Source organism: Algoriphagus halophilus (genome assembly GCF_041729275.1).
Classification (GTDB): Bacteria; Bacteroidota; Bacteroidia; order Cytophagales; family Cyclobacteriaceae; genus Algoriphagus; species Algoriphagus halophilus_A.
Map to the genome: position 1 here is coordinate 1,236,356 of NZ_CP146486.1, position 14,898 is coordinate 1,251,253.

Annotated in this window: 12 protein-coding genes and 2 pseudogenes; 1 reads left to right on the forward strand and 13 read right to left on the reverse strand. The window is 41.2% G+C overall.

Annotation, left to right across the window (positions count from 1 at the left end):
* Positions 1–2: 2 nt before the first annotated feature.
* The 13 genes and pseudogenes from V8V91_RS06625 to trxA form a co-directional block, all read right to left on the reverse strand.
* Positions 3–1,004 carry a DEAD/DEAH box helicase gene (locus tag V8V91_RS06625; RefSeq protein ID WP_373399394.1) on the reverse strand — a complete coding sequence of 334 codons (1,002 nt, stop codon included), beginning with the start codon at positions 1,002–1,004 and terminating at the stop codon, positions 3–5.
* Between the two features lie 192 nt (positions 1,005–1,196).
* Positions 1,197–2,035 (reverse strand): annotated as a pseudogene (locus V8V91_RS06630) (fatty acid desaturase).
* A gap of 616 nt (positions 2,036–2,651) precedes the next feature.
* On the reverse strand, positions 2,652–4,001 hold the full coding sequence (locus V8V91_RS06635) for a hypothetical protein (protein WP_373399395.1): 1,350 nt from the start codon (positions 3,999–4,001) through the stop codon (positions 2,652–2,654).
* Positions 3,998–5,053 carry a c-type cytochrome gene (locus tag V8V91_RS06640; RefSeq protein ID WP_373399396.1) on the reverse strand — a complete coding sequence of 352 codons (1,056 nt, stop codon included), beginning with the start codon at positions 5,051–5,053 and terminating at the stop codon, positions 3,998–4,000. The genes V8V91_RS06635 and V8V91_RS06640 overlap by 4 nt, the downstream gene beginning before the upstream one ends.
* An 84-nt stretch (positions 5,054–5,137) precedes the next feature.
* Positions 5,138–5,854, reverse strand: coding sequence for an acyl-[acyl-carrier-protein] thioesterase (locus tag V8V91_RS06645; RefSeq protein ID WP_373399397.1), 717 nt, complete (start codon positions 5,852–5,854; stop codon positions 5,138–5,140).
* On the reverse strand, positions 5,851–7,023 hold the full coding sequence (locus V8V91_RS06650) for an MFS transporter (RefSeq protein WP_373399398.1): 1,173 nt from the start codon (positions 7,021–7,023) through the stop codon (positions 5,851–5,853). The genes V8V91_RS06645 and V8V91_RS06650 overlap by 4 nt, the downstream gene beginning before the upstream one ends.
* 258 nt (positions 7,024–7,281) lie before the next feature.
* Positions 7,282–7,770: a DUF6691 family protein gene (locus tag V8V91_RS06655; RefSeq protein WP_074224858.1), complete on the reverse strand. Its 489-nt coding sequence runs from the start codon at positions 7,768–7,770 to the stop codon at positions 7,282–7,284.
* A gap of 12 nt (positions 7,771–7,782) precedes the next feature.
* Positions 7,783–8,364 (reverse strand): YeeE/YedE family protein, encoded by a 582-nt coding sequence (locus V8V91_RS06660; RefSeq protein ID WP_373399399.1) that lies wholly within the window; start codon positions 8,362–8,364, stop codon positions 7,783–7,785.
* A gap of 16 nt (positions 8,365–8,380) precedes the next feature.
* Positions 8,381–8,746 carry a hypothetical protein gene (locus tag V8V91_RS06665; RefSeq protein WP_373399400.1) on the reverse strand — a complete coding sequence of 122 codons (366 nt, stop codon included), beginning with the start codon at positions 8,744–8,746 and terminating at the stop codon, positions 8,381–8,383.
* Positions 8,692–8,922: a hypothetical protein gene (locus V8V91_RS06670; protein WP_373399401.1), complete on the reverse strand. Its 231-nt coding sequence runs from the start codon at positions 8,920–8,922 to the stop codon at positions 8,692–8,694. Before V8V91_RS06670 ends, V8V91_RS06665 begins: the two co-directional genes overlap by 55 nt.
* 52 nt (positions 8,923–8,974) lie before the next feature.
* Entirely contained in the window at positions 8,975–9,775 is an 801-nt protein-coding gene (locus V8V91_RS06675) for a hypothetical protein (protein WP_373399402.1), read from the reverse strand.
* Between the two features lie 106 nt (positions 9,776–9,881).
* Positions 9,882–11,303, reverse strand: coding sequence for a rhodanese-like domain-containing protein (locus V8V91_RS06680; protein ID WP_373399403.1), 1,422 nt, complete (start codon positions 11,301–11,303; stop codon positions 9,882–9,884).
* 81 nt (positions 11,304–11,384) lie between these two features.
* The gene (gene trxA, locus V8V91_RS06685) at positions 11,385–11,705 is read right to left on the reverse strand and encodes a thioredoxin (RefSeq protein WP_373399404.1); all 321 of its coding nucleotides are present in this window, start codon (positions 11,703–11,705) and stop codon (positions 11,385–11,387) included.
* 170 nt (positions 11,706–11,875) lie between these two features.
* Between trxA and V8V91_RS06690 the strand changes: the two are divergent.
* Positions 11,876–14,859 (forward strand): annotated as a pseudogene (locus V8V91_RS06690) (DUF2723 domain-containing protein).
* Positions 14,860–14,898: the final 39 nt, after the last annotated feature.

Here is a 14,898-nt window from a genome sequence, read left to right on the forward strand (position 1 = left end):
TTTTAGTTGACAAATGTGAGGGCATGACCAGTCTTACCAGCCCTACCTGTTCTTCCGATTCTGTGTATATAGCTATCCATTGTCATGGGCAGCTGATAGTTTATCACATGGGAAACATCAGCCACGTCTATACCTCTGGCAGCTACATCAGTCGCTACCAACACTCTGGTTTCGCCAGATTTGAATTGCTCTATCGTTTTATTTCTAAAATTCTGAGACTTATTTCCATGGATCAATCCTGACTTGATGCCAGATTGGTTCAATTTTTTACTGAGCTTATCTGCCAAGCGTTTGGTCTCTGTAAAGATGATCACCTTATCCATGCTACGATCCTGAAAAAGGTCTGCAAGCAATATGAACTTGTCCTTACCTTCCGGTACCCGGATGATCCCTTGTTCAATGTTTTCGTTTGTGGTAACCCCTGAATTGATTTTCACCTCCACAGGATTATTCAATAAGCTATTGATCAAGGTTTTCTGATTGGCCTCCAACGTGGCAGAAAACAACATGGTCTGTCTTCTTTGGGTCATTGCCCCAACTAGCTTTTTGACATCATTTACAAAACCCATATCGAGCATTCTGTCAAATTCGTCCAGTACCAAGGTTTTCACTTGGTTTAGCTTTAGAAGCCTTCTACTGGCCAAATCCAATAACCTACCTGGGGTACCAACGATTACATGGAGTTTTCTCGAAAGTACCTTCATGTCCGTATTGATATTGGTCCCTCCAATAAAGGTCGCAGAGTAAAGGTTCATCCCTTTGCTCAAGCTTTTAAATTCCTCTTCAATTTGAAGGGCCAGCTCCCGGGTAGGGGTTACAATCAATGCGGTAAACTGGTTTTTATCCTGTAATGCATGTTCGATAATAGGAATCAAAAACGCACCTGTTTTACCAGAACCCGTATTGGAAATCCCAAGCATATCTCTTCCTTCCAATAAAGGGGCTACTGATTGCTCTTGAATATTGGTCATATTCACATAGCCTTTTGTTGCCAGGTTATTCATCAAGCCTTTTGAAAGTGATAGGGCTGGTGAAAGCAGTCTTCGACTGAAAACCCTTTTGCCCAGTTGGCTTGGCTTTCTTGATCAATAAATTTGGATCAAGCGTAGAAACCTTTTTCTTCTGAACCTGTCTCGGCCCGTGATTAGGTCTTCTGGAAGAAGTGGGCTTCGTATTTCTATTAGTGGTGCTATTCATTATTTGAAAACTTTTTGAGGCTCCAACTTCGGAGTGTTTCCGAGGATATAAAGCATTTTGAAATGGTCTAAAACAGCCATCAAAAAGTTCGGCTTGGAGTAATAAGGCACATTAAACTCCGCTGCTGTAGCTTTTACAATAGGTGCGATTTTTTTATAGTGTACATGGCAAATATCCGGAAATAGGTGATGTTCCACTTGGTAATTCAACCCCCGGCAAACCAGGTGATGATGCGTGAATTCGGTGAGAAGTTACAGGTAGTTGCCAACTGATGCAGCATTCGCTCACCTTCCACATTTCCATGCTCATCAACTACCGGAAAATTAACATCTTCCACAATATGAGCGATTTGGAAAACCATGGTTATTACAAATCCTGTCACAAAGTGCATGGATACATAACCTAACAATATCATCCAAAAAGGAAAGGGAGAGAAGATTAATGGCAATCCTAGAATCACAGCAAAGTATCCCACTTTCCAAGCGATGATCTTCCACAGGGTCTTTCGATATCCATTTTCCCCTTTTACCAATCCCTTATTATGGTATCTTTTAAGTCTAATGAAATCCTTGGCTGTTACCCAGGAAAGTGTAGACAAGGAGTAAAAGAACCATGCATAGAGATGTTGAAATCTGTGAAGTTTGTTTTGCTCAGCTTCAGGAGAAAATCTCAAAAAGAATGGAGCATTGATGTCATCATCATGTTCATGGATATTCGTAAAGCTATGATGCAACACATTGTGTTGAATTCTCCATACTTCTGAACTTGCTCCCACCATATTCAGGGTGTAGCTCACGAACTTATTGACTAATGGATTTTTGAATATGAGCCGTGACATGCATCATGCATGACCCCCATGCCAATGCCGGCCATTCCGAAGGCTGATAATATATAACAGGTAAATAGCTGCCATGTTTCGGCAACCCATCCTGAAATAATGAGTGCTTGAGGGATTAGAAATAGCGAAATGAGTAAAATTGTCTTGATGACCATTTCCTTATTTGCATACTTGGATTTGTTATTGGACTTGAAATGTCCATAAACCCTTGACTTGAGGGTGACAGAGAAATCTGATAGATTTGATTCTGAGAATCTTACAGTTTTAATAAAGTGTTGTTTTGGTTTAAATTAATGGGCAATTCTGATACTGTTGGGGAGGATTTTTACTGCAGGTTTTAATCCGAAAAAAAGCACTGGGCCATTGTTGAATTAAAAAAGTAGAAAAGGGAGAGAATTAAAACCTAGGTATTCGTAAGGGAAAACTCTTGAATTTGCTACTTAAGCAGGTTGATAATCAACGCTAACTTTACTTCAAGGATCAGGACAATAGTTGTTAAGTGAATTCCTGACTGGGACAAAGGTCCGTTTATTAATTGGTAATTCCTAATTTGTACCAAAATAGGGGGATTTTAATCACCTATCTCTCCACTGGTATTTCATGAAAATGATTCAAATCACTTAAAAGGCCTCCAATTCAACATGCCGTTAACATGGATCATTTCCACTTTATTGTAGCGTAATTTCGGGCTTAGGTCCCTATTTCCTATAGCTTCCTTATTCATGATAATCAAATGAAAATCAATGGCTTTATAGGATTGGGGTACATATTTAAGGCCTAAATTTAGTTGTCGGTAGGAAGGAAACCCGTATTTGTTGGCTTGAGGATCTGTATAATCCGGCAACCAATGAAATCCGAAATGCAAATAGGGTCTAAGGCCCGTATCTCCTATTTTAAAATCCACATAAGCTACCAAGGCATCCATCCCTCCAAACCCTTCATTCCGCTCTCTAGGAATAAAGGTATACCAAGCATCTTTTCCCCACTCTCTTGGGCTTAGCCATCTCCCTTTACCATCCAAGTGAGAATAACTCAAACTCATGGACCAGTTTGTTACAGCATAACCAGCCTTAGCGGACACTACCCAATTGGTATCTTCAGGGTCTTTGTATTGAAATATGGGATTGATATTACCACCATCCCCTATCCCATTTTGGAATCCAGACTGAATTCCTGAAAACCACTTGCCATCTGATTGACTCGGCCAGTTTTTCTCCAATGATGCCCAAAGGGTATTGGATATATTCTGCACCAAAGTCTCTGAAACACTGATTTTTCCAAACTTTTCTGTTTGATGGGAAAACTCCAAGATCCCTATCCAATCACTATTGGTATTCCCTGCATACTGAGAAGGTTCTCCATTGATAGTTCTACCTACAGGAAATACTCCAATAGACTCCCCAATCCCAAGCCATTCAGAAGTTCCCCTCACTCCCATTTTACTGATTGCCCATAAACCGAATTCCCATTTTGGACTTGGCGCATACCAGGCATGGAGTCCCTCTATGGCTGTAGGGGCAAGTCTACCATCTTGGGCATTGACCCAATCGGTATTGATCCCCATTCTACCCACTTTTGCACCCCACTTATCTTGGATGTAGGATAAAGAAAGTGTCTCCAATTTTCCGAAATACTTATCTTCTGGGTGGAGCAAATCAAACAATCCCACTTCATATCGATTCCCTAGCCCGGAAAGAGGATCTGGGCTCGTGAGATCGGAACTCCATAGATTTCCATAAAATCGGTATCCTACATGGAAGTTTACATGTTCTGAATAGGTCAGTTTCGCTCCAAGGTTCAGGCTTGAACCCAGGGCATAGTCATTTTTAAAATCCTTTGGATAGCTGGTACTCATCCAAAACATTCGGAAATGGACATCCGGTACTATTTTTAGCTGAGGCTCTGTTTGTTGAGCAATAACTTGAAAAGATAGTACCAGGAATACCCCTAGTAGTATCTTTTTCATTTTAGTTTTGCGATCGCTTCTTTAATAGGTTTGAAAGGACCAAACTTATGTTGCTCCTCTGAGAATTCATCTGCATAAGGACCAAATGGGTGATCCATTGGCTTTTTACTGATATCAGGCCAATCATTGGGGAAATCTCTGGTAGGCCGATCAAGGCTGTTTACATAGGCTGCCACATCCCAGGCTTCCTCATCAGATAGCATTGGATTTTCATAGGTAGCACCAAAAGGCATATTGGCTTTGACATAACCGGCAAATCTTGACATTCTGAAAAGACCGGCTTTCTGGTTGTAACTATGTTCACCCCACAGTGGAGGGTAAGTATAACCTGTCCCGTCGGGTTTTGCCAAGCCTTGTCCATCCGCCATATGACAGGCAACACATTGTCTATCATACACTAACTTTCCTTTTACCGGATCAGCGGCTCTATCCAACAATGGCACCTCATAAATCCCTGCTCCCATGGGTTTTTCTCCTTTTGGAACCTCCTGACCAAGCCAATTCATATAGGCAACCATGGCTTTCATTTCTTTGCTATCCCTTGGCAAGGCATCCCCATTCAAACTTCTTTGGAAACAGCCATTGATTCGCATTTCAATATCTTCAGAAGTACCAGACCGACCTCTTACTTTTGGATAAGTGCTTGCAGCAGCTGAATAATTATTCCCCAAGGGAACGGTGCCTGCCTGAAGATGGCAATTCTGGCAATTTAGCCCATTGGATATCTTTTTGACTTTTCCGTTTGGCCCCAAATATTCGGAAGTATTGGCAATCAATTCTCGACCATACTTGATCTCATCCGCATTGGGTTCTGTATCTACGCTTGCCCAATCAGGCGCTTGCCACATCCCCGTAGGATCCATCAATGCCTTAGAAACAGGTGTATTCTCTACTTGAGCGACTACAGGCTCCTCTTTAAAAGCAGGTAGGTTAACCCCCGAGTAGGACAAATAAATTACAAATCCGATTACGCCTACTAATAAACTGGCCAATACCAATAAACTTAGTACCAGCGTAATCAATTGTAGAAATGGTTTACCGATCTCTTTCATAGTGCTATATCAAGCTACAAAAATGGCTCAAAGAATGGCTATCATGCTGTGACAAGAATCACATCTAGCTTGACATCTTGTAATTTAATAGGCTTCCGCTAAAAACACGAGTTTATTTCCCACTAATCCTTGAAAAATAAAACGATCTGCTGTTTGGTAAAGATTAATTTCCACCACCTCTCCCAACATGCATTCTGCCTGAAAATTGATTAAAAATCTATCTTTCTCAATGTGCCTTTCTTTCAGGATATTTTCTACCCAAAGAATATAGCTGGTATTATTCACATGATCGTATAAATCTAAATCAGAATATCGCACAGTCAGCTTTTCACTGGCGATCAAATCCCCTTCCACTTTCACCTTTGCTGCTTGCCAATCAGGTTTCTCCAATGGATCAAATAGCTTTGATGGCAATACCTGCTCAGGTCTCATTGGTTTTTTGGACTCAATGTTCAACAAAAGATAGGAGGTCATGCAAAGTGCAAGGATCGTATCTTCCTCATCGGTCATCATAAACTCCCGAAAAGCAAACAATTTCTCTACCCCTCTCCCTGCGGTATAAACTTTCACATGATCACCCCAAGAAGGCAAATCAAAACAGTGAAAATCCATTCTTGACAATACCCACATTTGACCATTTTCCATCAAATTCCTCCCAAAATCCGCAGAATCAGCATGCCCCCAAGAACTTTCCTGGAATAGGTCTGCCACAGAACTCAATCTGATTTTCCCCGAAGGATGAACTTGAAACGAGCCGATTTCAAAGTCTTTTTCGTACTGAAAGGTAGAAGCATGACTCATGAAACAGAGGAGGGTTTAACTTTTTGTGGAATAAGAAATACAGCTTTACGGAAACTTGAAAGCAAGGTAATCCCCAATGCAGCCACCGCAACCATGGCGAAAGAGGTTTTTAAATTAAAGAGATCCGCAATGAATCCTATCAAAGGAGGTCCTAACAAAAATCCGAAAAATGAAATGGTAGATACCAAGGCCAAAGCCACGCTTGGCGCATATAATTTTGATCTCCCAGCTATGCTATAGGAAAGAGGGATAATGGATGCCACTCCTAATCCAACCAATAAAAATCCTACCGTAGCTACCGTAACTGTGGGGAATACCACCGCTAAGGCCAAACCTACAAATATCAAAACACCGCTTACTTGAATAACGGCAACTTTGGTAAATCTCGCTGCAATTTTATCGGTAATAAATCTTCCTGTTGCCATGGTCCCCATAAAGGCAACATATCCTAACGCAATTAGTGAAGGGTCGGCATTCACCACTTTTTTGAAATACACGCCACTCCAATCAAACATACACCCTTCGCACATCATGCCCAAAAACGCAATCAAGCTAATTCTTAATAGCAAAGCATCTGGCTTTTTCAACACCAACCCACCATCCGCAGATGCAGCTTTTTCTTTAATGATGAATCTTTGGGCGGCTAGAATAATCGTCAAAGAAATCAACATGACCACCCCATAATGCTGGGCCGGACTTAGCCCCAGGTAGATCATTAACGCGCCGATTCCAGCTCCTGTAAATCCCGCCATACTCCAAAGACCATGAAAGGAAGCCAATATATTTTTCCCCATTTGATCTTCGAGGTTTAAGGCCTGGGTATTCAACGAAATGTTCATGGTATTCCCTAACATTCCATACAGAATCAAAACCGGAACTAGAAGCCAAATAGCAGGAGCCAAACCAATCAAAGGCAAAGAAAGTGCATAAGCAACTGCACCGATCATAATGACTTTTCTGCTTCCAAATTGATGAACTGCCCAACCCGCAATTGGAAGTCCTATCACTGAACCCAGGGGAAGGAACAATAATAAGGTTCCGAGTTGACCTTCTGAAAGATCGAACTTGGCTTGAATATCAGGTATCCTTGCAGCCCATGAGGCAAAACATAAACCCACAAAAAAGAAAAATGCTCCGAGGGCTACTCGGCGTTTGGAATAAGAAATCATAGGTTGGGTATAGATTAATAGGCTCCGAAATTTAGAAAGATTACTCCAATAAGCGGCAACTAACCTCTCGTCAAGCTTAAACTATTTAGGAAAGGGGGTGTTATTGTGGTAAATTTAAGCACATGGAATTCATCATCGTAGGTGCAATTATCACCACAGCCATTTTGATCATCAGATTCATTATCAAAAAAGTATTTGATTAAAAAAGCCAGTTCCCTATCAGAAACTGGCTTTAACTATTCCATCTAAACCTAATAGTTAATTTGGAAGCTTCTTGGCAAATTTTCCATACACCCAGGTTCCCGCAATTGCTGAAATCAAGGTTACAAATACAATGGTAAATCCACTTCCTATTTGAGCAAACAATGGTCCTGGACAAGCTCCGGTAATCGCCCATCCTAAACCAAAGATGAATCCTCCGATGATCTGTCCTTTCCTAAATTCCTTTTTAGGAATATTGACAGTCTCTCCTTTGATGGTCTTAATGTTGAATCGTTTGATGATCTGAATGGAAATGATCCCGGTAATGATCGCCGAACCAATGACTCCATACATATGGAAAGACTGAAGACGGAACATTTCCTGAATTCTAAACCAAGAAATGATTTCAGCTTTGACAAACACGATTCCGAACAAGATTCCGACAATCATGTATTTCACTAAGGCCAGGCCTTTTTCAATATTCTCTTGAGAGTTTGGAGCATCACAAACTGCAGCTCCTTGTATGTTTTTTTCTGCTACTTTCATTTTATCATCTAATTAAAATCCCACCAAAGACATCAAAGGTCCCAACAACAAATGAGTCATTACAAAACCGCCAAGCATAAAGAAAATAGTAGCTACCAAGGATGGCCACTGAAGTGAACTAATTCCCATGATCGCATGCCCGGAAGTACATCCACCTGCATATCGGGTACCAAAGCCCACTAGGAATCCTCCAACCACGAAGAACAAAAGGCCTTTCGCAGTAAATAAAACGCTCCAGTCAAAGATGTCAGATGGCATAAGGCCCGAGAAATCCGTGATACCCAAAGCTGTCAAATCAGCTTTTGTCTGATCTGCCAGGATAAAATCATTGGGGTTTGCCAAGTAATTAGTCGCTATAAAACCACCAATTAACACCCCTAACACAAACAACATATTCCACATTTCTTTTTTCCAGTTATAGGTAAAGAAAGGGATGCCTGCAGGTACGCAAATGGCGCAAACATGTCGCAAGGAAGAGGAAATCCCAAAGGTCTTATTTCCAATTAAGAGCAAAGTTGGCACCGTAAGGCCAATCATTGGGCCCGCTACGTACCAAGGCCAAGGCTGGGTAATCCAGTCGATAAATTGATTCATTTTTATTCTCGTTTATTTAAAATCTATAGTCTAGTATGAGATTGAAATTCATCATTTCAACTCGGTTTATCACATATTCCAAAGGGATTTCCCTTTCAAATAGTTCTTTTTTGGCTACTACCAACAACTGTAAATCAAGTCCATGGAAAAACCCTTTAAATCTGTAATCTGCCAATCCTGAGAAATGCAGATAGCTTGGGATTCCATATTTATTAAGTTCTACATGATGGATATCCGGAGTTTTTACATGTGAGGCTCCCAACACCACCTTCATTCTGTCATCTGCCAGTTGTTGTTCAAACTGGGTCATAATAGCATGAGTAGCGCCTAATCCTTCGAACCGCTCCCTTGGAAGACTTGCAAAGAACTTTCCCTCCCCCATTCTCTGGGAAATAAAAACCTTCCCTGGTCTGAAAATCCAAGGTAGTTTAGGGTCCATTTACTATGGGACCAGGACAATCCAGCTCTCATTCCAAATGCAGAGGATTTCTCCCCTGGCAGAATATAAGCCTTGGCAGGATCAGGATTTCCTCCATCTCCTATCGCAGCTTGGAACATGGTTTGTACCCCCAGATCAAATCAGGACCTTTTACCATGGGCTTCCTGCCCTCTATTTGGGAAAGATTAGTGGCAAACACCCCTCCGAAAGATAGCTCCAGGAGTTTGCTGTTACCTGTTCATTATCCCATCCAAGCCCTAACACACCAATTCCTTTGGTATGGATATGATGTTGGTAGGTTTCTTCCTCACCCGTTGGGTTTCTTCCAGTAGGATAAAATCCAAAAGATTCATCAACTGGTAGCCATTCTAGAGATCCTCTTGAAATCACATGGGTAAACCAAGCTCCTTGCACCGTGAAATCATTTTTATTCCAATCTAGGGATAAGCCGCTGAACAAATTGGGACGCATCCTATTATCAGAGGCATTAAGCAAAGGACTCTCGAAATGATGTCTTCCGAACCAAGCTGAAATGGAAGGCGATTCATAGGAAATGTAAAACTCCTCCAATCGATCCATATCCTTGTGATTTTCGGGATGATGAACATCATACAAGGGCAGCTCATATCTATTCGGCATTCCTGTCAAAGGATCAAGTTCAGTGATATGGTTTTCAAAATGTCTGAAGACAAAAAAACCACTAAAGCCCACTCCTAGTCCTTTCCATCTTGGTGAGAAATAACCGACTCCAGCTCCTGTACCCCAAGTACTGTAATTAGTCAAAGCACCCTGATTGACAGTTCCCATCATATATGACCTGAGATGAAACTCAAACGATCCAGTTTTCAATAGTTTACCAAACAACTTTTTGTCTGGCTCTTCTTCCATTTCCACCTCTTCATACGAGTGCTGGGAATAAACTGATTCAGCCATCACCAGGAGAAGAAATAGTAATGCAAATTTGGCGATCATTTTCTGCATAAAGTTGTGACTTTAATCACATGGAATAAGTTGATACTAAAAATGGCAAGTCATAAGACTCGCCATTTTGGGAATTAAGCAACTTTTCTCCTAGCATTTAGAGAAGCGTGGTCGGGCAAACGTAATCTGTCACCTGAAACTTCTCAGATTCTTTGATGGCCTTGAATCCTCCATCCACATCGATCAAATTATCATATCCTCTCGCTCTCAAGATGGAATTAAATACCATTGAACGATATCCCCCAGCACAATGAACGTAGTAAGTTTTATCCTTGTCTACTTTCAACATACTCTCATTGATGTAGTCCAATGGCGCGTTTTCAGCATCAACTACATGTTCTGATAAGTATTCACTGTTTTTTCTAACATCCAGAATAGTCAATTCAGGATCTTTCTCTTTCCTTTTTGCAAGCTCTTCTGCAGAAATAGATTCAATTGAATCCAGTTCATGACCAGCCTTTTTCCAAGCTTCGATTCCACCCTCCAAATAGCCTAATGCATAGTCATAACCCACTCTTGCTAATCTGGTGATTACTTCCTCTTCTCTTCCTTCATCCGCTACCACCAATATTTCTTGCTTCAAGTCCGGAATCATTGCTCCTACCCATACGGCAAAACTTCCGTCAATTCCGATATTCACAGAGTTAGGAACAAATCCCTTGGCGAAAGTCTGGGGAGCTCTTGTATCCAAGATCAATGCTCCTGTTTCATTTGCAGCAGCTTCAAATTGCGCAGGTGTCAATGGTTTCACACCTCTTTCCAATACCTCATCAATGCTGTCATATCCTTCGATATTCATCATCACGTTTTGAGGGAAATATGCTGGAGGAGGAGTTAAACCTGTAAGTACTTCTTTGATAAACTCCTCTTTGGTCATTTCTTGAAGCGCATAATTGGTCTTCTTTTGGTTTCCAAGGGTATCTGAAGTCTCCTTGCTCATGTTTTTTCCACATGCTGAACCTGCCCCGTGTGCCGGATAGACGATCAAATCATCTGGCAGAGGCATGATTTTATTTCTAAGGGAATCATATAAATGACCCGCCAATTTCTCTTGGGTCAAATCCTTCACTACTTTTTGGGCTAGATCAGGTCTTCCTACATCCCCAATGAATAAAGTATCTCCTGTAAAAATGGCTTCTGGCTTTCCTTCCTCATTGTAAAGTAGGAAACAAGAACTCTCCATCGTATGTCCTGGAGTGTGGATCACTTTCACTTTCACCTTACCAATCTGAAATTCCTGCCCATCTTCAGCTACGATCGCATCAAATCCCATTTTCATGGTCGTTGGTCCATATACGATAGGCGCACCAGTCTTCGCAGAAAGATCTTGGTGACCAGACACGAAATCAGCATGAAAGTGTGTTTCAAACACGTACTTGATCTTCGCATTTCTTCTTTCAGCTTTTTCAATGTAAGGCTGAACTTCTCTTAACGGATCAATCACCGCTGCTTCACCATCTGACTCAATGTAGTAAGCTCCCTGAGCTAGACAGCCGGTATAAATTTGTTCGATTTTCATATGATGTGTTTTTATATTTTCTATTAAGAAGTTCAAATATACCAGTCCAAATGAACTGTATAGATGACTTTTGTCACACTATTATGCTTCTTTTAAAATATTGGATTCGATCGTTTGAACCAATTGATGCGCTGGTACCACTCCGGATTGTCTCCAAAGGATTTTCCCTTTTTGGAACAAAATCAATGTAGGAACACCTCGTACTTGAAATTTGCTCGCTGCCAATGGGTTTTTATCCACATCAACTTTCAATATTTTGACCTTGTCTCCCATTTGTCTGGAAGTATCTTCCAAAATAGGATGCATCATTTTACAAGGGCCACACCAAGTTGCGGTAAAGTCTACCAACACTGGCTGGTCTCCATCAATTAATTCCTGAAAGGTTTTAGGTTGTGCGCTCATGGTCATTTGATTTATTTAACATAACAAAAGTACAGAGTCAATAGGTTCTCTACAGTAATTTTTATCACAAAGGGCTAGATTTCTATTTTACCTTTAACTTTTAAAAAGTGCTAAAAAATCCTCAGTTGGGAATTATTTTTTTATTTTCGCCAGTCTAATATTCCGAATTAATGCTCAAGTATAAGCAAATCAATAATTTAACCGGCTGGGTGGTTTTTGCCGTGGCCGCGATCGTATATATTTTGACAGCCGAAGAGACGGCAAGTTTCTGGGATCCAGGAGAATTCATCGCCGTTTCTTATAAACTGCAAGTGCCCCACCCTCCAGGAGCACCGGTCTTTCTGCTGGTTTACCGAATGTTTAGCTTCCTGGCGCTAGGGGATCCCTTAGAGGTGGCTTATTGGATGAATGTGGGAAGTGCGCTTTTTCTGCATTTACTATTTTATTCCTGTTCTGGTCCATTACACTCTTTGGAAGAAGACTTTACAAAATGGAGGAAGGAAAAGAAAGCAAAGGGCAAGTAATTACCTTGATGGGTGCTGGAATCATAGGTTCCTTGTTTTATACATTCAGTGACAGCTTTTGGTTTTCAGCGGTAGAAGCAGAAGTATACGCCATGTCTTCTTTCTTTACTGCCATTGTCATCTGGGCATTTTTGAAATGGGATGTCATCAAAGACCCTAGAGATGAAAATAAATGGATGATCTTCATTGCTTATTTGGTTGGACTTTCCATTGGCGTTCACTTGCTAAACTTAGTGACCCTACCTGCTCTAGCACTGATTTATTATTTTAAGAAGTATGAGAAACCAACTATAAAAGGTGCCATTCTTGCCTTTTTGGGCGGTGGAGTAGCCTTGGTCATCATCAACAACTTTATTATTCCTGGCTTACCTAGCCTTGCAGGTTCCATGGAGATATTCTTTGTCAATTCTTTAGGACTTCCTTTTGGATCAGGGATTATCTTCTTTGCGATTGTGTTCTTTACGGCTTTGTTTTTTGCTTATAAATATTCCAGAAGCAAGGAAAATGCTACCCTCAACACCGCTCTACTTTCCTTGGTGTTTATCTTAATTGGATATAGCAGTTATGCCTTAATTGTCATTCGTGCCAATCAAGACCCCATCATCAATGAAAATGCCCCTAAGGATATCATCAGCTATGTATCCTACCTAAAAAGGGAACAATACGGGTATCGTCCTCTTCTCCATGGCCAATACTTCACAGCCAAATTGGTGGACCAGGAAGAAGGGGATCCAGTCTATATGAAGGGGGAAGACAAATATGAAATTGTGGATTATGGGCTGAAAAACATCTACGAGAAAAGCAAGACCACGATTCTACCTCGGGTATATTCTACTCAGGAAAACCATAAACGGATTTATAGACAAAAACTTGGCTTAAGAGAAGGTCAGGACCCGACATTCGGCGATAACTTATACTTTATGTTCAGCCATCAGTTAGGACAAATGTATTGGAGGTATTTCATGTGGAATTTCTCCGGTCGTGAAAGTGACTTTTCAGATGCTCCTTGGATTGGAATTACGGATGCCCTGTCTGATAAATACCCTGATTATATCAAGGAGAACAAGGGGCATAATAACTACTTGATGCTCCCACTCTTATTAGGGATTATCGGAATGTTCTTCCAAGCCAAATACGATCCAAAATCTTTCTATGTCAACTTGATGCTATTCCTGATGATGGGAGTGGTTCTGGTACTCTACCTGAATTCCCCTCCGGTGGAGCCGAGAGAAAGAGATTATATTTATGTGGGTAGTTTCTATGCTTTTGCTATCTGGCTGGGAATGGGAGTAATAGGCATTGCCCATGCCATAGGTAAAATGAATAAGAATTTGGCTACCGCTGGATTGGTTGCCACCCTATTGACATTGCCAATTGTGGGGTTGGTAGCAAGCCAGACTTGGGATGATCACAATAGACAAGGAAGATATTTCTCTGTGGATTCTGCAAGAAATTTCTTGGCCTCTTGTGCTCCAAATGCCATTCTATTTACTGGGGGAGATAATGATACCTTCCCGCTTTGGTATGTGCAGGAGGTAGAGGGATTCCGTACGGATGTGAGAGTAATTGTACTCAGCTATTTCGATACGGATTGGTACGTGGAACAAATGACTCGACCGGTCAATGAATCAGAGGCATTACCATTTAGTTTGGATAAAAACAGGTACCAAAAAGGAACCAACGACGTACTTTACGTCACAGGTGACGAAAATCCAAACTCTGCTATTTCCGTGAAAGCCTACCTTTCTCTGCTGAATTCCGGAGATCCAAGATTGAATGTCAACACAGGAGGAAAAAGTGTGGTCAACATGGTTCCTTCCAGAAACCTGATTTTGGATGTGGACTCTACTTCTGTGGCCAATAAAGATATCATTCCAGAAGAATTCACTCCGTTATTCACTCCTCAAATCAATCTGAGAGTGAAAGGACAATACCTCACTAAGGGAACCCTGATGTTGATCGATTTGATCACCACCAATAATTGGGAAAGACCCATCTATTTCAATAACACTTCCCTTTCTACGATTGGAATTGACCTGGAAAGCCATGTGGTCAATGAAGGATTGACTTATAGACTCCTTCCTATTCAGAAACCTGACTTCATCAGGGATGAACTAGTCAATGCAGACTTAGCTTACAAGAACTTTATGGAGAAGTTTGCATTCAGGGGAATGGACGATCCGGATGCCTACTTGGATGAGGAATATAGAAGGTTTGCTTCCAATCATAGAAGTGCCTTAAACTCTATTGCCATCGCTTTATTGGATCAAAATGAAATGGATAAAGCAGCAAACATCCTAAACTATGGGCTTGAGGTGATGCCCCATGTTGCAATTCCTTACGATCTTTCAAGCGGACAGTCAGTACCCTTGTCTTTTGAAGTGGGCGAAGAAGAAAAAGCCCTGGACATCATAGATAAAGTATCCAAAAAATCATTGGATATGATTGAATTCTATACCGCAGAAAACCGTGATTATGATCGGGAAATGATGATTTCCGTAGAAATGATCCGGTATTTCATCCCGCTTTTGGAAGAGCGTGGGTACCAAGAAAAAGCGGATGAATTAAAAGCTAGGCTCACCGCCTATATGGGAGCAGAAGCGCTTCCAACCGAGATTGATAGAAGATAAAAAAGAGGCCCAAGTGAACTAGCCCCCAAAAGTTGGACG